Raw genomic sequence first — 18,160 nt, 5'->3', positions numbered from 1 at the left:
GACGGTTCGAGAGAGCCACTCATTGAAACGCCGGGCCTCACACACCGTTTATCGGACAGACCCCTCGGACAGGGCAAGGTCGGCCTGGGCCGGGTTGATCGTCTCGATCTCGCGCCAGAAGATGTCGCACAGGTCCCGGGCGAGTCCTCGCAGGGTCGAGTAGTCCAGGTCGTGGCTGCGGCGCGTCAGATAGCGGGTCAGCATTTCGGCGACGTCGCGGTTGACCAGCTGGTAGGAGTCGACCAGCTCCGCTGGCGTCATCGCCGGGGCGCGCATCGCGCCGCGCAGGGTCGCGGGGACACTGGACGGGAAGTGTCCGGACTCGTGCAGCACCTGCCAGGCGAGGTGCCCGATGTGGTGCTCATAGCCGGCGCCGTAGCGGCCGCGGCGGGTCTCGATCGCGTGGTGCAGCAGACCCTCGGCAGTCAGGTCGGCCAGCTCGATGCCCTGAGTGGTCAGCGCGCCGGCGATGTCCATCCTCGCGCAGCGCTTGTAATGCGGCGAGGTGTTGGTTTGTTCGACCAGTTCCAGGAACCGGTCCAGCGCCGGGTCGGCCTGGGCGGCCTCGAAGAACTGGAAATAGTGCTTGAACCGACTCGCGCGGAACGCGGGCAGCGACGGGCGGATCACCCGCAGACAGAACAGCACCTTCAGCGCGTGACCGGCGTGCTCGCGCTGCGTCGGCAGCGCGAAGAGGTCGCGAACCTGGGTCGTGCCGGCGTCCAACCCGGACGCGAGCCACCGCTCCTGCCACGTCTGGCCGGGATGCTCGGCCAGGAGCGCGAGCAGGACACGCAGTCCGGCGCGACGCTCCCAAGAGCGCGACTGGACCACCGGCCACACCTGGTCAGCGATCACCGCGATCTGCTCGGCCGTCGCGGTGTCCAGGTTCCCGTGCGGGCGCGGCGGGATCGTAGGCGCCGGGGACGGCGCGGCAGTGATCACCTGCCTCACGGTCAGCTGCCGGCTCGGGCGCGCAGGAGCCTCCGGACGCAGCGCGCGTTGCTTGGTGTGTCGCCGCTCAGCCATCGACCTCACCCGTCGACTCATCGACCGGGTCAACCGCCGAACTCAGCGTGGCGGACCCGCCAGCGGACCCGCCACCGAACACCGTCTTGAAGTCGGCGTCGTCGTAACCCGGTGTTGGCCTCGGCGCCGGCCGAGGCGTGCCGTAGTGCTGCTGCAGTCGGTCGAAGACCTCCTCGACCCGGGGCCGCAGATACGGGTCGAGCGACGCGACGTGTTGGTGCCGGGTGACGGTCATGACGTCTTCCACGGTGAGGTTCGGGTCGGCGGTCATCCGCTCGATGGTGGTGTGCCGCAGGTCGTGCAGCGACCAGTCGGTGCCCAGCTGGTCGTTCGCGCGCTGCAGTACGCGCCGTGCGGCGAAGTACGACAACGGCTGCGGTTTGCCGCGCAGCGTGCGCCAGATGACCTCGTCGCCGGCGGGTGTGCCGCGCTCGTCGAAGTAGGCCGCCAGCAGGCGCAGCGCCTCCGGTGAGGCGGGCACCGGCTGCAGGACGCGGGTGCCCTTGCTGATCACCCACAGCTGCTGCCGGGTCCAGTCCACCCGATCGCCGGTCACGCCGAGCAGCTCGCTGGCCCGCGCGCCGGTGGACAAGAACAACGCCAGCAACGCCCGGTCGCGGGTGTTGCGCATCGCCGCGATGAGCTCGTCGGCGAGCTTGTCCGGGATCGAACGCGGGACCAGCTCGGCCGGCTTCTGCCGCAGCGGCGCGCGGCGATGCTCCGGCTGCGGTTCGAGGGGACTTCGGTGAGCCAACCGGGCACGACGGGTCGAGCTCGCTGGCACCGGATTGGCCACCGGACCCCGACCGAACTGGGCGTGGAAGGTGTAGAACGACGAGACCACCGACAACGCGTGGTTGATCGTGGCCGGCGCGTACCCCGAGCCCAGCGCACGCTTACCGGTGCGCAGGTTGACCGAGGCCACCGACGCCGACGCGGATGCGCCACGGCGACGTTGGGGGTTCTCAGCCGAACGCATCCAGCCGACCAGGACCTCGACATCGCCGCGTCCCGCGTGATCCCAATCGACGTCGAGTGCATGCAACAGCCGCCACCAGCGCAGCAGATCGTTGGCGTAAGAGCGCGCCGTGAGCGGGCTCATGTCGGTGAGCATCAGATCCCGCAGGAACGTCGATACCGGCTCGATCTCCTCGCCGTGCTCATCGACGACCACGAAGGGCAGCGACACCGTCGTACCGGCGCGAACCTCCCCAATCCGGGAAAACTGCCTGCGCCCGTCGAGCAACGCCCGCCGTACCTCGTCCACTGCATCCACCTCCGCCGCGGCCCGCGACCGAGGGCCTCCGGCGGTGCAGTCAACAGGACTGATGCCCACGCCTTGTTGTTCGCCACGACCTCGCGGCGTTCGGCCTTCTGCTCGTCGGTCAGCTTCCCGCCGGTGACGGTCCCCGTGCTGCCCAGTCGCTGTAGACCGTGCTCGCGCCAGTCCACGACGACGTGGTCGACCGCGACCTCGCCCCAGCGTTCCCCGATTGCCACGGCGTGGCCTGGCTTGCCCGCGTAGTTCTCCTCGGTCAGCCGCTCGCCGTCGGGGGTCAGCAGCTCACGGAGGAACAGCGTGTCGGTGTTGCCGTAAGTGGGCCAGTCCACGACGGTGTATCCCTGGGCCTCGTGCTCCGCCCGGAGCCGAGCGATCTCGTCGCGGGTCGCCTTGGCGTCCAGGGCGCGCTGGGCGTAGTGGTCGAACATCGCGGGGTTCCTCTTCGCGACCTCGCGAAGTTCGGCCAGGGCGTCGGGCACGTCCTCCAGCTCGACCAGAACAGCGGCCTGGTCCAGCGTGAGGTCGTAATCGGCGACCGCGGCAGCAGCGACGTCGTGCCCGGCGACGACGAGCCCGGCCTCGACCTCCTTGCGCTTGGCCCCGGTCTGACGGGCGATCGCGGTGGCGCTCATCCCTTCAAGGGACAGTTGCCGCCACGCGGCGGCTCGCTCACCGGTGCTCAGCGCCTCACGGTGCTCGTTGGCGATCATCTGCTCGATGATCCGCATCCGCGTCTCGTCCTTGCGGTCGAGGACGTAGGCCGGGATGGTGGACAGCCCCGCCTCACGGGCGGCCAGGACGCGACGCTGCCCGTCGCGAACGACCACGGTGCCGTCCGCGTCGGCGTAGGCCAGCACAGGCACGAGCACCCCGTGCGACTTGACGGAGGTAACGAACCGGCGAGACAGTCTCGCTTCGGCCCGCACGTTGTCCTCGATCCGCACGGCATGCGGGTCGATCTGGACGACCTGCTCCACGGACGCGGAACTCACGACGTCCCGGCCAACGGCTGGCTCGACCGACGCGGCAGGTGCCGCGTCGGTGACGACCGTGGCGATCGGCGTGTCGTTGACGGTCATGGCGTTCCCCTCTCGGAAACACCCGGATCCCGGTCACACCCGTTGTGTGTCCTCGTCGGACCCGGTCTGCCTTTCGGCAAGTGCCGAGAAGCGGGGCCAGGAAGGACCGTGCAAGGCCGAAGAACGAAAAGTCTCCGTTCGATGTCACTGGCTCGATTCGAGCCGACTCTCGGAGAGTTTTCGTGTGCCTTGCGCGGTCCTCCTGGCCCCGCACAATGGGCGGCCGAAAGGCAAACCGGAGGTTTGCCAGGGGAATTGCACCGCGAAGCGGTTCCGATTGGTTCTTCCCGATCCGCTCCGCCCCGGTGAAAGCCACTCCACGGTCGAACCGCCCCGCTCGACAAGCGACGAGCTTCTCCGCAAATGGCCATGCCGCTGTCAGTGGTCACGCACCTACCCGATGACGATCCGCTCCGCCTTCAGTGGCGAGCGGAGCGGTCCTGGGAAGGAGCGGGACGTGGCGGCAAGTGGTCGAGGAGATTCGGCGAAGCTTCGGGAGGAGAAGCTCGAGGAGATCGCATCCAGGTTGGAGGCTGCGGTTGAAGAACTGACCACTGGCGAGGACTGGATCCGGGCGATCACCTTTGCGGCCCGATTCCGGTCCAGGTCGTTCGGAAACACGCTGCTGATCTGCAGCCAGCACGTTGCTGCTTACGTCGAGGGGCGCGTCACGGCGCCGTACCCGACGTACGTGGCCGGGTACAAGCAATGGCAGCAGCTGGGCCGCTCGGTCAAGGGCCAGACCGGGTACAAGATCTACGCCCCCGTTAAGGCGAGGCTCGCCACGGCGACACCCGCGGACTCGACGTCGTGGCGGCGACTGGCCCGTTATGAGCGGCCACGTTCGGACGAGATCGTTCGAGTCCGGACGGTCGGGATGCGGCCTGCCTACGTGTGGGATGTCAGCCAGACCACCGGCCCTCCGCTCCCAGAACGACCCGCTCCCGAGCTGCTCGCGGGACAGGCACCCGACGGGCTCTGGGACGGTCTCGTCGCCAAGATCACCGCAGCGGGCTACACGGTGACCACAGCCCCGGACGCGAGCACTCTGCACGGCGCGAACGGGGTCACCGACTTCGTCGCTCGCACCGTCCAGGTCCGGGCCGACATGGACCCCGCCGCCCGCGTCAAAACGCTCGCCCATGAGCACGCCCACATCACCCTCGGCCACGAGAGCCGTCGTGCCGAGTGCCTCCACCGCGGCATCGGCGAGGTCGAGGCCGAGTCGGTCGCCATGATGATCGCCGCCACCTACGGCATGGACACCAGCAACTACACCATCCCGTACGTCTCGACCTGGGCCGCCGCAGTCGACAACACGCGACCCGTCGACGTCGTCCGAGCAACCGGAGAGCGTGTGCGCGCCACGGCTTTGGAGATCCTGGCCGGTCTGCCCGAGCCGCCCATCGGCGACGGCCGGCCACCCGGTCTGGCAGAACTCCCGGAGGCCGAACGTGAGGTGATCGGGCAGCGGCTCGGTCCAGTCGCTGCCTCGCGCGCCGCGGATCGTGACCGTGCGGGCCACCGGCCGGTGGTCGAACTGTGACGGCGCGAGTGAGCCTCCGAGCCTGGAGGTGAGCAGAATGTCGCAGAATCCGTCTCTCGCCGCGGCCCTCGCAGCAGCAGCCAAGGGATGGCGCATCTTTCCGGTCGGGCCCGGCAGCAAGGTCCCAATGATCAAGGCGTGGGAGCAGCAGGCAACTGACCGTCCGGAGCAGATCCGGTCCTGGTGGCGCGGTTATGCGATGAACATCGGCATCGCAACCGGACCGTCCGGACTGGTTGTGGTCGACCTCGACGATGGCGGAGGGCACCTGCCACCAGAACGGCACGCCGGCGCTCGCCACGGGCTGGATGTCCTCGGCAGGCTCGCCGCTTCCGCCGGCGCCGACATCCCCACCAACACCTACACCGTTTCGACTCCCGGGGGGCTGCATCTCTACTTCCGCGCGCCGGAGAGCATCGAACTGCGCTGCACCAGCGGGGTCCTCGGGTGGAAGATCGACACCCGTGCAGGTGGGGGGTACATCGTCGGTGCTGGCTCGATGCGACGCGACGGCCAGTACCGCGTCGTCCGCGATCTGCCGGTCGCGGAGCTGCCCGACTGGCTGCGCCATGCCCTGACCCCACCGCCCCGGCCACGGCTGATCTTGCCCCGTCGGCACGTGCGCGCCGAGCATGCGGACGCATATCTACAATCGATCCTCGCTCGTGAGACCGGAGACGTCGCGGCCGCGGTGACGGGCGCACGCCATGCCACTCTGCTGCGCGCGGCACGGACCCTGGGCCGCCTGGTGGGCGGCGGGGAGCTCGATGAGGAGTACGCCCGCCAGGTCCTGTTCGACGCCGCATCCCGGCACATCGGCGTGGACGACTGCACGGAGCAGGAGGTCCACCGCACGATCGCCGACGGCCTCGCCTACGGCGAACGCCGTCCTCGCACCATCCTCCGCCATCACTCCGTCCGCGCACCGGCGGGGCTTGAGCAACCGTCACCGGGTCGACCCGCTCGGCCGCGCTCCAGCCCGCCAGCGCTGCCATGACGCGGTTCTCCGCCCGCGACGTCCCGCCCGCGTTCGCATCTGACGACCAGGTGGCGACCACCAGCAGCGCCGCCCGGCCGGTACCTTCGTGGGTGGCCATGACCGCCGTCAGTGGCACCGTGCTAGTCGCAGCCGGAGCGTTCTGGCTGTCGTTCACCGCGCTGCGCGACCTCGCCCGGCGCGCCGGGATCGACTCCGGCCAGGCGTGGGCGTGGCCGCTGATCGTCGACGGCATCATCGTGGTGGCCACCGTCTCGGTTGTAGCGCTCACACCGCACGGCCGGACTGCGACCTGGTACCCATGGATGCTCCTGGTCGCCGGCGCGCGCGTCTCCGTGGCGGCGAACGCCGCACATGCCGTCGTCGGCGTCGACCCGGGTACGTCCCCGGAGCTGGCCGCAGCAGTGTCCGCCGTCCCTCCGCTGGTGTTTGTGGCCATCACTCACCTGACCGTTGAGCTGACCAGACGTACCAGGCGGCTGGATCCCAGTGCCGGATCAACGGGCGGCCGACAGAAGCCCCGGATCAAGGCGATAGCCCTCGACACCACGCCACAACGCCAAGCGCTCGCACACGAGCGACGCAGCCAAGGTTGGACGAACGTGCAGATCGCCCGGGCGCTCGGTGTCCACCCGTCCACCGTCGGCCGATGGCTCAACGGCTCTGCGGCCGTGACTCCTTCCGACCGCCCAGCAGCCGAGCGGACCGGATAGAGGCGACACGCTTGGAGGACAACATGCCCGACCCCCGCGAACGCCCAGTCGCGCCACGGTCAGGAGCCAGGACGTCGCCCGCAGTGGTGACCAGCGCCGGCTTCGACTACCTCAAGGTCCACGGTCCTTCGAGACCGACTCCCGGCGCGACGCACACCCAGCGATCGTCAGCATCGAACCGGATCGTGTGGCTGCGGCCCACCGACCTCTTCACGCGCGCAGGCGCGTACACCGCGGATCGCAGCATCGCCTGGATGGTCGCCGCCAATCGCTGGGCGCGTCGGCTGTTCGAGCGCCGGCTGATCCTTGCGATGCACGCAAGCAAAGACGCTACTGCCGCGGCACCGAGCCGGCCCACACGCCTTCCATCTCCTGCGGCCTTTGGTGCACACGGGGCACAAACACGGACAGCGCCACCCAGCCGTCGAACCCTAGGACATTGAGCAGTCCTGTGCGTTCGCGTGAGGACTGAATTCACCCCTCCACCGAGATCAAACAACTTCGGGCTGGTGCATGCCCCGGTTGGCCGACGGGGCGGGCTTGCGCGCTGCCGCGAGCTCCACGACCCCTTCTTGTAGCGCAGTGCTTTCGATCCGGGAGTCGGCACCGGCGGACGATCGGGAACGGGCGGACGGTCTGGTGGTTGCCGGCGAGGCGGAGCGTGAGCCGCTCGAACACACTTCTGCGTGGTGAGGATCAGTCGGCTGGTGCTCGCGACGTGGTCGGCCAGGTGCCAGACGCCCGGACGAGATCGCCGAACTCAGCCAGGCTGGACGAAGCCAGAAATCGAGGGCAGGCATCGTGAACGTCGCGCTGATCCTGCGGGGCTAAGCGCTCGTGTTGGGCACGGCCGGAGCAGTAATCATGCGACGCGCCAGGTGGGTCGACCGAGCACCCTGGCTGGCCATCGCTGCCTGGCACGCGTTGTCCGCGTCGACTCTGCTGGCGGTCGCCTTCGAAGGGCTGGCGCTGGTCGTGCCGACCGATGTGGTGAGCATGAACCTGGCGCGGCTGGTGGAGTCGTGCACGACGATGCTGCGTGCCCAGTACTCGACGCCCGGTGGCGCGGCGGCGGCCACCGTCGGCTTGACCCTCGCCACGGCCGTGCTCATGCGGTGGGCGTACTGCTCGATCTTCGAGTTCTCCCGCAGTGCGGCCGTCCGACGGCGCCATCATAGCGACCTCGCGATGGTAGGCCGCTTGGAGTAGGGCCTGGGCGTCACCGTGCTCGACGACGACCGGCCCTACGTGTACTGCGTGGCCGGGCGGCGGCACCGCATCGTGCTGACCACCGAAGCGAACCGCATTCCTGACCCCGAACAGCTGACGGCCGTTCTCGCGCGCACGAACGTGCTCATCTGCGAGGTCGTCACCACGTTGTGATCGGAGTGGCTGCCGCCATGGCTCGCGCGTTCCCGGAGTGCCGATGCTCACCGACAGATCGGCCGCTCACACCGCGAGCAGCGGATGTACGTCTCGCGGTCGGGGTGGCGATAATAGGTCGGCACGGCGGAGCCGCCGGGTGGCGGCCCGCCGGTGCTGCCGGCGGATCCGGTCATGCTGGTGATCCGGCCAGCTGCCGCTGATGCTGACCGACTTGATGACGACGGGCTCGAGCGGCCGGTCGGCGCGGTCGGTGGGCGTGGTGGCGATGGCGTCGACGACGTCGCGGCTGCTCTGGTCGGCCACCTCACCGAAGATGGTGTGACGGCGGTTGAGGTGCGGCGTCTGCCCGACGGTGATGAAGAACTGCGAGCCGTTGGTGTTGGGGCCCGCGTTGGCCATGGCCAGCAGGTACGGCTTGTTGAACGCCAGTTCCGGGTGGAACTCGTCGGCGAAGTCGTAGCCGGGGCCGCCGGTGCCGTTGCCCAGCGGGTCGCCGCCCTGGATCATGAAGCCGCCGATGACGCGGTGGAAGACGGTGCCGTCGTACAGCTTGTCGCTGGTCTTCTCGCCGGTCTCGGGGTTGACCCATTCGCGCTCGCCCTTGGCGAGCTCGACGAAGTTGCGCACCGTCTTCGGCGCGTGGTTCGGCAGCAGAGCCACGGTGATGTCGCCGCGGTTGGTGTGCAGGGTGGCATGAAGCTCGTCGGCCACGGGTACGCGCTTCACGTTGCTGTTCTCGATCTTGTTCCAGTCTCCCCACGCCGTGGCGTGAGGGCATACGGTCGGTACAAGGCAAGATCGGAGAGAACACAACGGGGTAAGGGCCCTGCAGCGATCCGATAAGGGAGGCCCAACGTGAGCAGGCTATTCAACCGGCGGAAGAGCCGAACCGGCGACGCCAAGGTGCGCATGCAGGAGGCTGCCGAGCAGGCCCGCAAGGCCGGTCGTGACGCCGGCCGGCGAGCGCGCGATGCCGCGGCGCCGGTGGTTGACTCCGCCCGCGAGCGCATCACCCCGGTGGTCGAGACCGCGGTCGATCGGATGAGTCCGAAGGTCCAGGCCGCGAAGGAGAAGGTCGGCCCCGCCGCCTCGCAAGCGCGCGAGACCCTGATGCACGACGTCGTGCCCCGGGTCGCCGACACACTGGCGACGGCGGCCGACAAGTTCTCCGAGCGCGCCCACGACCTGTCCGACCGGACCGCCGCGTTCGCCGAGAAGGCGGAGAAGGAGCGCAAGAAGAAGCGGCGCCGCAGGGTGGTGACGGTGCTCAGCGCGTTCGCCGCGGCAGGCGCGGCCGTGGCCGCAGTCGTCCGGCGGAAGAGCCAGTCCGACCAGTGGACTACCTGCGACCCGTCCACCGGCCCGTGGGCACCGGCACCGGCTGCGGATGCGGAGAAGGCGGACGAGGAATCCGAGGCCGCCGAGAAGGAAGGCACCGACGACAAGGCCGCCGCCGAGCCGGCCAAGAAGGCTCCAGCGAAGAAGGCTCCGGCCAAGAAGTCCGCCGCCAAGAAGGCTCCGGCGAAGAAGGCCACAAACAGCGCGTCCAGCCAGGCCACGCTGGACGGCAGGCAGAGCTGACCTAGCCGGTCGCCCCGTCCAACGTCGCCATCTCACCGAGGACCCGTGCCGCGGCCCGCACGAGCGGCACCACCAGCAACGCACCGGTCCCTTCGCCGAGCCGCAGCCGCAGCCGCAGCCGCAGCCGCAGGTCCAGCAGGCCACCTCGCCGAGCCGGTCGGGCAGTGTTCGCCCGCGCGGCTCGACCGATTCGTGCCCGGGATCAGGTAGCCGGCCAGCTCGGGGCACAGCGCGACCGCCGCGAGCGCCGCGGCGCCAGTGACGACCCCGTCGACGACGACGGGGACCCGCGCGGCGGCACCGGCAAGCATCACGCCGACCAGCGCCGCGTGCTCCAGCCCGCCCAGTGACGCCAGCGTGCTCAGCGGGTCGCGGTCGGCTCCGTGCCTGCCCAGGGCGCGCACGACGTCGACCTTGTGCGCGGTCCGGCCGTGGTCGAGGTTGGCGCCCTTCCCGGTCACGTCGGCCGGGTCGGCATCGCTGTACGCGGCCAGCAGGCACGCCGACGCCGTCGTCTTCGCGATGCCGACCTCGCCGGTCACCAGCAGGTCGGTGCCGCCATCCACCAGCGCGGCGGCCACCCGCGCGCCGGCGGCGACGGCGGCCCGGCACTTGTCGAGGCTCGTCGCCGGCTCGACGGCCAGGTCCGCGCTGCCCGCCCGCACCCGCTCGTCGCGGACACCTTCTGGCAGGGCGCCGGAGGCGAGCGTGCCGACGTCGACGGCGACGACCCGGGCGCCGACCGCACCCGCGATCGCGTTGACGGCGGCACCACCGGCGGCGATGGTCGAGATCATGGCGGCGGTCACCGCCTGCGGCCAGTCCGAGACCCCCTGCGCGTGCACACCGTGGTCCGCCGCGGCCACCACGACCACCGGCGCCGACGGGACCGGGGGCGGGCAGGCGTCGGCGATGGCCGCCAGCTGGACCCCGAGGTCCTCCAGCCGCCCGAGGCTGCCCGGCGGCTTGGCCAGGGCGGCGTGCCGCTCCCGGGCGGTGTCGGCGGCACCGGCGTCGACCGCGACGACCGCCTCGATCAGGTCTTCCACGGTGGTCATGCCGAGTCCCCCTCTCACGATCGCGTGCAACGCCTGGACCAGCCGTCGGTTGGTCTCCCTGTCCCTGACAGCGACGCGCACGGCGTGGTCGTCCAGGCCGGGGAACGTGTCGGCACGGCGGGCCGCCAGGCCGTGGGCCAACAGCCGCTCATGCAGGCGCGGCATCGGCCCTTGGATCAGGACGAAGTTGGCCGCGGTGTCCCACACCCGAAGGCCGTCGACGCCCCGCAGCGCGTCGACCAGCTCGGACCGGCGACCCGCCGCGTCGGCGGCTCGATCGCGCCGTTCGTCCTCGGCACCCGTGAGCGCCTCCAGCGCGGTGAGCGCGAGACTGTCGCAGCTCCACAGCTGCCGGCCGGCCGCCAGCCGGGCCATCAGCGGCGCCGGGCCGACGACGTATCCCACCCGCAGCCCGGCCAGGCCCCACAGCTTCGTCAGGCTGCGCACCGAGACGACGCCGGACAGGTCGCGCCGGCCAGCAACGCCGTCGGCGTCGGAGAGGAACTCCGCGAACGCCTCGTCCACCACGACCGTCCGGCCCGGCCGGGCCAGCGCCTCCACCGTCGCGAGCGGGTCGAGCACCCCGGTCGGGTTGTCCGGCCGGCCGAGGACCACGAGGTCGGCGTCCGCCGGCACCGACGACGGGTCCAGCAGCCAGCTCCGACCCGGGTCGCGGTGGACCCGGACGACGGGAACGTCAGCCGCCCGCAACGCCGCCTCGGGCTCGGTGAACGACGGGTGCACACATGCCGCCAGCCGCGGCCGCAGCACCCGTCCGATCAACCAGAATGCCTCCGCGGCACCGTCGACGACCACGCACTCCTCGGCCGGGCCGGCCGTGCCGGGCGGCGGCCGCAGCCCTGGCCGGCCGGTCGTCGGGATAGGCGGCGAGATCGCTGAGCTCCGCCGCCAACCGCTGGGCCAGCCACGACGGTGGGCCCGGCTCGACGTTGACGGCCAGGTCGACCGCGCCGGGCGGCACCTGCGTGTCACCGTGCGCGCGCAGCCCGGCGGCATCGACGGGGTCGGGCCGTTCGGTGCTCGTCGCAGGGGGCCGGTCCTGCTCCAGCCGGACCACCTGTCCGCCCACCGCGAGCAGCGCCTCGTCGGCGGCGGCGCACAACGTCTGGACGCATCGCCCGTGCAGGTCGACGTAGAACCGCGCACCGGGACCGCCGGCGTGCACGCCGAGCCCCGGCTGCCCGGCGATGGCCAGCACGTCCGCGTCCAAAGCGGCCACCGCCGCACCGAACATGACCAGCTCGGGGACGAGACGATCCTCGGCCGCCGCCCGCGCGGCCGGATCGGGAACCTCGTCGCCGACGAACAGGCCGGACGACTCCAGCATTTCGGCAAGCCACGTGTCCAGCGCGTCCACCAGCACGAACGCCCCGGGTCCGGCCCCGGCCACCGCGGCGGCGAGGTCGAACGTCTCGACCGCGGCACTGACCCTGATCGTGGCGCCGTTGATCGCGCTGGCCACGCCGCCCGTGACGGCCGGCCCCGACTGCTGCACCGTCGAGCGGCAGCGGACCGTTGCTGCCGGCCACTGTTCTGCCGCGACCCGGGATTGCTGAACACCGGCATCCGTCCGGTCAGGTGTCGAACAACAGGGCGAGGCTCGACGGCATAGCAGATCATGAGCACGACGAGCGGGAGCTGCCCGATCACCGCCCGGCGCGCGGCGGGAACAACCGGACGGCGCGGTCGTACGCGGCAGCGACGCCGAGCACGTGGCCGGTGACGACGGCCACCACCTGAACGGTCGCGATCGTGGCCAGACCGGTGAGGGAGAAGTCCACCTGGCGCCCAGTCAGGCCGGCCAGGTCGGCCGCGCTTGCTCCATGGGCCGGAGGCCAGGATCAACGTGCGCTGTCCTTCGGACAGGAACAGCGAGAAGTAGTGCGTGATGAGATAGCCGACGGCGATCGGCACCAACGAGTGGGCGAACGCCGACGGTAAGGGCGCACCCATTGTCTCCGGCCGTGCCGGCCGCTACGACACCGGCCAGGAACATGCAGCGTGGTCGCGTCAGGGACCTGTGACTCCTAGCGTGCGTTCTGGCCCCACCTTCGGGAGTGAGGCCAGAACTCACCGGAGAAGTCACCTGTTCGTCGAAGACGTCGCGGAACCTCTCGTCGGCGAGTTCTCGGCGTGCTGCTCGGAGGGCCTGGCATCCCCACACTCTCGGCGTCTTCGTGGACACCGTGATCGCTCTCATTGTGGCCACGGTCGTGCGGATGATCTTCGGTGAGCCGTACCCGAAGAACCTCGCGATCGCGAGATCGCGAGCCCCAGGGCCCGCTCGTGTGGGCGCTCGCTCGTTCGACAATCGTCTACCTCGCGGCGTTCGGATGGCGCATTACTGTGCTCGACCGGCGAAACGTCTTCCTGCGCGTGCTGCACATCGCTGGAGACCGACGTGCGCTCGGGCTGTCGCGGCACGTGCCGAGCCAGCTTCGGGTACGACTGATCGAACGGCACGATCCCGCGGAGACGACCGCCGACGTCCCCGGCTCGGTCCGGCTCTCGTCGAGACAGTAGAATGTCGCACCGTGGAGCACGGGCAGGCGCGCGCATCGGTCTGGGGGTGGCTGGACGCTCACGTCAACCGTGAAACGGGAGTGGGGATCCCGCCTGGTGGGTCGGTGTTGCCGCGGCCTAACCTCGGGGCAATGGAGCGACTCCTCGGCGTGCTGGGCCATCCCGAGCGTCACCTACAAGTGGTGCTCGTAGCCGGAACGAACGGCAAGTCGACGACTGCTCGAGTCCTCGCCCGGTTGCTTGAGGGCAGTGGTCTTCGGGTGGGGCTGTACACCAGCCCTCATCTCGATGTGCCGCACGAGCGCATCGTCATCGGGGACACCATGATCACCGACGAGGAACTTGCATCCGTGCTCCGCCCGGTGGTCGAGCATGAGCGGGACGAGTCGAAGCCGGCGAGCTGGTTCGAGCTGATGACCGCGACCGCCGTCCGCTGGTTCACCGATCAGGGTGTCGATGTCGCGGTGGTCGAGACTGGCCTCGGCGGCAGCGGCGACGCCACCGCCGCCCTCGGCGCTCGGATCGTGGTAGTCACGTCGGTGGCGATCGACCACGTCGAGTACTTCGGCGCCACCCGGTGGAGCAACGCGGTTGCCGAAGCCGGTGCCGTCCCGGCGGGAGCGGCCGTGGTGCTCGGTGAGCCGGACCCGGCGCTGCACCCGCCGTTCGAGGCGCGCTGCCCGTCCTCGCTGCTGATCACCGGTCACGACTTCGGTGTCCTTGCTGACTCGCCGGTGGCGGCCGGGCGATCGGTATCGTTGTTCACACCGGCCGCGACGTACGACGATGTCCTCCTGCGGTTGCTTGCGCCGTGGCAGACGGCCAGCGCCTCCGTTGCGCTGGCCGCGGCAGAGACGTGGCTCGGCGCGGCGGTGGACGACCGGGTGGTCCGAGACGTGTTCGACGCGACGCACGCCCCGGGTCGGTTCGAGCTCGTGCACACTCCGGGGCCTCTAGTCGTGGACGGGGCACACAACGCTGCGGCAGCCGCCGCCCTGTCCCGCGGGTTGCACGAGCGGTTCGCCCGGTCTCCTTCCACCGTGGTGGTCGGCATGACTGGGGAGCGCGACCCCAAGACGTTCTTGAGTGCCCTTGGTGTGCAGCCCGCAACCCGGGTCATCTGCACATCACCTCGCACAGCTCGGGCAATGCCGATCGACGCCCTAGCCGCTGCCGCGCGAGCGGTAGGCGTACGGACTGTCGAAGTCGAGGCCGCCGTAGCTGTAGCGGTCCGTCATGCTGCCCACCACCTCGACGGTGCTGTCGCGGTGGTCACTGGATCGCTGTATGTCGCGGGCGAGGCGCTGCCCGTTGCGCGCTCACTGGCATCATGAACCGGCCACGCGCGTCACGGTGGCGTGACCGTGTTCCGTGCATGACCGTCCGGTAGCCTGCTCACAGTACGAACACCTGGCCGGCCAAGGAAGGGGCCACGGGTGGGTGACACGCCGGACGTCCGTAGTGTGCGTAGCCGGGTACCTAACCGAGTTGCCGAGTGAGAGGTGAACGGTGGTTCCGCATCAGGGGGTTGTCGCGCCCCATCGCCTAGAGCGCGCCGTTCGCGTTCTGTGCGCGGGCGGCTTGGTCGCCTTCCCCACGGAGACCGTGTACGGGCTTGGTGCGGACGCCGAGAACGTCGGCGCGGTCGAGCGTGTCTTCGAGGTGAAGGGGCGACCCCCGACGCACCCACTGATCGTGCACATCGGTAACCGCGCACAGATCGACGACTGGGCAGCGGGCGTTTCCGGGCTGGCTCGGCATCTCGCCGAATGCCTCTGGCCTGGGCCGTTGACGTTGGTTCTCCGGCGCAGGTCCCGCGTTCCGCTCACGGTCACCGGTGGCCTTGAAACGGTCGCGTTGCGGGTGCCGGAGCACTCGGTGGCGCTGGCGTTGCTCGCGGCGTTCGGTGGCGGGGTGGCGGCGCCGTCAGCCAACAGGTTCGGAGCGGTCAGCCCGACGACAACTGGTCATGTCCGCGAGGGGTTGGGTGCTGCCGTGGACTTCGTGCTCGATGGTGGCCCGTGTGGTGTCGGTGTCGAGTCCACCATCGTCGATGTCACCGCTGAGCCGGTGATCCTCCGCCCGGGTGGCGTGGCGCGAGAAGATCTCGAGCAAGCACTGGGCTGCTCGGTGCCTGTCAGTTCGCGAAGTGCTGTCCGAGTCCCAGGCCAGCATCCGTCGCACTATGCGCCGCGGGCTCGGGTTCTGCTGGTCGAACCGGACCAGGTGATCGGCCAAGCCGAGCTGCTGGCAGCGCAAGGGTGCCGAGTAGGTGCCCTGCTCCCGCCCGAGGTCGCAAACGTTTCCGGTTCACGCGCCGGGCAGTTCGTGATCGCGGTCCCGGAATCGGATGCGGATTACGCCCGGCAGCTCTACGGGCTCCTCCGAGAGTTCGACCGGCACGGATGTGAGGCGATCGTGGCGTCCGCGCCCGCCCCGGAAGGGCTCGGATTGGCGATCACCGATCGGTTGCGCCGTATGGCGGCGCCGCGAAACCTACAGTCGTCGGCCGGATCGATCCCGTCGCCCGCTGGCACACCGACGGAACCGTGGCGTTCATCGGCAGGCATCACCTGACCGGCAAGCGCAGCGTGGCCCGGGCAGCATACGACCGGCTGCGCTCATGGCTGTCAGATCGCGGCCGGCTCGCTGTCTATGCTGTGCTCGGTCGCTCCGGCCCAGCCGCGCCGCCCTGGTCCCGGTCAGCGGCTGCCGGGCGAGAGTCGCTGAGTACGGTGACGAGGTCTTCGAGGTGAGCGGCCCGGGAGGCTTTGATCAAGACGAGGTCGCCGGGGCAGAGTCCACGGCGCAGGACATCGTGGGCCTCGCGCGCGTCGGGGACGGCGAGGATTTCGAGGTTGCCGCGCGTGGTGCGGGCGGCGTCGGCGATCAGAGCAGCATGCTCGTCGCCGACCGCGATCAGGAGGTCGAGAGAGGCACGTGCGGCGAGCATGCCCAGGTGGCGGTGGGCGTGAGCGGCGTGTTCGCCGAGTTCGGCCATCTCGCCCAGGACCGCGATGCGTCGGCGCGCAGTCATAGCGGCGAGCGTCGTGAGGGCGGCCGCCATCGAGTCGGGGTTCGCGTTGTACGCATCGTGGATGAGGGTGACGTCGTCGTCGCGGACGATGGTTTGCATGCGTCCGGTGGACCTAGGTTGCGCGTAGGTCAGAGCCTGGGCGATCATCATGGTGTCCAGGCCGAGGCCGTGGGCGGTCGCCGCGACGGCGAGTGCGTTGCTGACGTGGTGTCGGCCGGTGAGCGAGAGTGTGACGGGCGCGGCACCCTCTGGCGTGTGCAGGGTGAATCCCGCACGGCCGTCCGAGGTGAGGCGCACGTCACGGGCATGCACGTGCGTTGGATGGGGATGGTGGCTCCACCACTGGGCGCGGCCGTGGGTCTGGGGTGCCATGGCAGCGACGAGCGGATCGTCGGCGTTGAGGACGGCAAGGCCGCCGTGGTCGGCCGTAGGGAGGCCGGTGAGGAGCTCGCTCTTGGCCGCGGCGATCCCGGGTTGCCCGTCGGGGTACTGGCCAAGGTGAGCGGTGCCGACATTGAGCACCACTCCGACATGGGGAGTGACTAGGTCGCACAGGTAGCTCAGATGCCCGCGGCCTCGAGTTCCCATCTCCAGGACGAGGTACCGCGTGTCGGTGGTGGCGCGCAGGACCGTCAGTGGAAAGCCGAGCTCGTTGTTGTACGAACCGTCAGTGGCAACGACTGGGCCGAGGGGCGCCAACACCTGGGCGGCCAGATCCTTGGTCGTGGTCTTGCCGTTCGACCCTGTGATCCCGATGACGGTTGCCGACAGGTGGCTTGCCACATGGCGCGCCAGCGCGCCGAGCGCGATGGTGACATCGGCGACCTGGACGGCCGGGGCGGCCAGCGGGCGCGAGGCCAACACGAGCGCGGCTCCCGCGGCGATGGCAGCCGGACCGTGGTGGTGCCCATCGGTGTGACGGCCGGGGAGCGCGGCGAAGACGCCTCCTGGATCGACCCGGCGCGAGTCGATACTCGCCGGCGCCGTGACACGCAGGAGGGGATCGGTGCCCGCGACGAGGTGGCCACCGGTGGCCTCGGCGATGGCGGCAGCGGTCAGGGGTATCAAACCGTGAGATTCCTTCGTGCGAAGGCGCCGGGTTGGTCGGTGTCGATGCCGTCGGCGAGGACCTGGCGCAGTCCTGGGGTGCGGGCGGACGCTGGGCCGAGTGCCTGCTGTTTGGTGCGTCGGGTGGCCACACGTGGGTCCGCGTAAGGGTGGACGGTGGTCACGCGACGGAGTCCCGCCCGACGTCGGCGACCACGGCCATCAGTTCCCCGATGGCGGTGTCGCGCTCCATCGGGTGCCGTAGCGGCAGCTCGGCGTGCAGATGGTACCGGTTACGGCGCCCTTCGCGATCTCGTTCCAGGTAGCCGGCGTCGACGAGGTCGGCGACGATACGCTGCGCGGCTCGTTCGGTGATCCCTACCTGCTCGGCAACATCCCGCAGACGTGCGTGCGGATCCCGAACTACGCACAACAGCACGTGGGCGTGGTTGGTCAGGAACGTCCACTCCCGCATGCTCAACACCTTACCGCATCTCCCGTAACGCATATCACGCTTCCCAGCTTACGTATTTGATGTCGTACGATGGCTGGGTACGCCTCACACGTCGCTGGTGGGCCCGACAGGGAGACAAGGCTCGATCTCGTCGGCATCGCCGCACCGGGTGGTGTGGTATGCGGGCGGGTCGCCGAACCTGAGCAGCCTTCCCTCGGCCGCATCGCAGGTCCAGTAGTGTCCTTGGTCGTCGGCGCCAATGCAGTGCCCGACGCCGGGCACTTCGACCTCCTCGACCACCGTGAGGTTGCACGCTTCCGACCTTGGGCCTGGGTGCTGTCGAGACGATCCGTCCGCTCCGCACGCCCTTCACCCGATGGCTACACACCGCGCCGCGGCCATACACC

16 protein-coding genes and 2 pseudogenes are annotated in these 18,160 nt (G+C 70.0%); 8 read left to right on the top strand and 10 right to left on the bottom strand.

Annotation, left to right across the window (positions count from 1 at the left end; genetic code table 11):
• Nucleotides 1–48 precede the first annotated feature (48 nt).
• The 3 genes from ACW62_RS32205 to ACW62_RS36070 form a co-directional block, all read right to left on the bottom strand.
• A complete protein-coding gene (locus tag ACW62_RS32205; RefSeq protein WP_053208221.1) occupies nucleotides 49–945 on the bottom strand; it encodes a hypothetical protein in 897 nt (298 codons plus the stop codon).
• 76 nt (nucleotides 946–1,021) lie between these two features.
• On the bottom strand, nucleotides 1,022–2,131 hold the full coding sequence (locus ACW62_RS32200; protein WP_240477478.1) for a tyrosine-type recombinase/integrase: 1,110 nt from the start codon (nucleotides 2,129–2,131) through the stop codon (nucleotides 1,022–1,024).
• A gap of 11 nt (nucleotides 2,132–2,142) precedes the next feature.
• Nucleotides 2,143–3,390: a ParB/RepB/Spo0J family partition protein gene (locus ACW62_RS36070; RefSeq protein WP_083460431.1), complete on the bottom strand. Its 1,248-nt coding sequence runs from the start codon at nucleotides 3,388–3,390 to the stop codon at nucleotides 2,143–2,145.
• Nucleotides 3,391–3,847: 457 nt separating this feature from the next.
• On the opposite strand from ACW62_RS36070, the gene ACW62_RS32195 reads away from it, so the two are divergent.
• The 5 genes from ACW62_RS32195 to ACW62_RS34580 all read left to right on the top strand — a co-directional run bounded on the left by ACW62_RS32195 (nucleotide 3,848) and on the right by ACW62_RS34580 (nucleotide 8,029).
• Nucleotides 3,848–4,936: an ArdC family protein gene (locus tag ACW62_RS32195; RefSeq protein ID WP_053208224.1), complete on the top strand. Its 1,089-nt coding sequence runs from the start codon at nucleotides 3,848–3,850 to the stop codon at nucleotides 4,934–4,936.
• Nucleotides 4,937–4,973: 37 nt separating this feature from the next.
• Entirely contained in the window at nucleotides 4,974–5,933 is a 960-nt protein-coding gene (locus tag ACW62_RS32190) for a bifunctional DNA primase/polymerase (RefSeq protein WP_083460430.1), read from the top strand.
• Between the two features lie 98 nt (nucleotides 5,934–6,031).
• Nucleotides 6,032–6,646 carry a DUF2637 domain-containing protein gene (locus tag ACW62_RS32185; protein WP_053208223.1) on the top strand — a complete coding sequence of 205 codons (615 nt, stop codon included), beginning with the start codon at nucleotides 6,032–6,034 and terminating at the stop codon, nucleotides 6,644–6,646.
• Nucleotides 6,647–7,510: 864 nt separating this feature from the next.
• A complete protein-coding gene (locus tag ACW62_RS32180; protein WP_157575137.1) occupies nucleotides 7,511–7,855 on the top strand; it encodes a hypothetical protein in 345 nt (114 codons plus the stop codon).
• Between the two features lie 15 nt (nucleotides 7,856–7,870).
• Complete coding sequence (locus ACW62_RS34580; RefSeq protein ID WP_157575136.1) at nucleotides 7,871–8,029, top strand: M48 family metalloprotease; 159 nt, start codon at nucleotides 7,871–7,873, stop codon at nucleotides 8,027–8,029.
• 201 nt (nucleotides 8,030–8,230) lie between these two features.
• Here ACW62_RS34580 and ACW62_RS32175 read toward each other — a convergent pair.
• Nucleotides 8,231–8,743, bottom strand: a pseudogene (locus ACW62_RS32175) (peptidylprolyl isomerase); the annotation flags it as partial.
• A gap of 192 nt (nucleotides 8,744–8,935) precedes the next feature.
• Between ACW62_RS32175 and ACW62_RS35540 the strand changes: the two are divergent.
• Nucleotides 8,936–9,613: a hypothetical protein gene (locus tag ACW62_RS35540; RefSeq protein ID WP_205629746.1), complete on the top strand. Its 678-nt coding sequence runs from the start codon at nucleotides 8,936–8,938 to the stop codon at nucleotides 9,611–9,613.
• Nucleotide 9,614: 1 nt separating this feature from the next.
• Here ACW62_RS35540 and ACW62_RS36715 read toward each other — a convergent pair whose 3' ends face one another.
• From ACW62_RS36715 to ACW62_RS36340, 4 genes and pseudogenes are all read right to left on the bottom strand, one after another.
• Nucleotides 9,615–9,692 (bottom strand): hypothetical protein, encoded by a 78-nt coding sequence (locus tag ACW62_RS36715; protein ID WP_420843635.1) that lies wholly within the window; start codon nucleotides 9,690–9,692, stop codon nucleotides 9,615–9,617.
• Nucleotides 9,693–9,849: 157 nt separating this feature from the next.
• Nucleotides 9,850–11,442, bottom strand: a pseudogene (locus tag ACW62_RS33615) (aminotransferase class I/II-fold pyridoxal phosphate-dependent enzyme); the annotation flags it as partial.
• Nucleotides 11,369–12,187, bottom strand: coding sequence for a bifunctional adenosylcobinamide kinase/adenosylcobinamide-phosphate guanylyltransferase (locus ACW62_RS35535; protein WP_205629744.1), 819 nt, complete (start codon nucleotides 12,185–12,187; stop codon nucleotides 11,369–11,371). The gene ACW62_RS35535 and the pseudogene ACW62_RS33615, both read right to left, overlap by 74 nt.
• A gap of 151 nt (nucleotides 12,188–12,338) precedes the next feature.
• Nucleotides 12,339–12,473 carry a hypothetical protein gene (locus ACW62_RS36340; protein ID WP_276202991.1) on the bottom strand — a complete coding sequence of 45 codons (135 nt, stop codon included), beginning with the start codon at nucleotides 12,471–12,473 and terminating at the stop codon, nucleotides 12,339–12,341.
• Nucleotides 12,474–13,346: 873 nt separating this feature from the next.
• Between ACW62_RS36340 and ACW62_RS32160 the strand changes: the two genes are divergently transcribed.
• Both ACW62_RS32160 and ACW62_RS33610 read left to right on the top strand, forming a co-directional pair.
• Entirely contained in the window at nucleotides 13,347–14,549 is a 1,203-nt protein-coding gene (locus ACW62_RS32160; RefSeq protein ID WP_169792177.1) for a bifunctional folylpolyglutamate synthase/dihydrofolate synthase, read from the top strand.
• A gap of 175 nt (nucleotides 14,550–14,724) precedes the next feature.
• The gene (locus ACW62_RS33610) at nucleotides 14,725–15,792 is read left to right on the top strand and encodes an L-threonylcarbamoyladenylate synthase (protein WP_083460427.1); all 1,068 of its coding nucleotides are present in this window, start codon (nucleotides 14,725–14,727) and stop codon (nucleotides 15,790–15,792) included.
• 76 nt (nucleotides 15,793–15,868) lie between these two features.
• Here ACW62_RS33610 and ACW62_RS32150 read toward each other — a convergent pair whose 3' ends face one another.
• Together ACW62_RS32150 and ACW62_RS32145 are read right to left on the bottom strand one after the other, a co-directional pair.
• Entirely contained in the window at nucleotides 15,869–17,320 is a 1,452-nt protein-coding gene (locus ACW62_RS32150) for a UDP-N-acetylmuramoyl-tripeptide--D-alanyl-D-alanine ligase (RefSeq protein ID WP_053208215.1), read from the bottom strand.
• A gap of 160 nt (nucleotides 17,321–17,480) precedes the next feature.
• A complete protein-coding gene (locus ACW62_RS32145; protein WP_053208222.1) occupies nucleotides 17,481–17,774 on the bottom strand; it encodes a helix-turn-helix transcriptional regulator in 294 nt (97 codons plus the stop codon).
• Nucleotides 17,775–18,160: the final 386 nt, after the last annotated feature.

Origin of the sequence: Jiangella muralis (genome assembly GCF_001270745.1) — a bacterium.
Taxonomy (GTDB): domain Bacteria; phylum Actinomycetota; class Actinomycetes; order Jiangellales; family Jiangellaceae; genus Jiangella; species Jiangella muralis.
The sequence above is the reverse complement of the archived record's forward strand: the minus strand, read 5'-3'. Positions and strand labels throughout refer to the sequence as shown.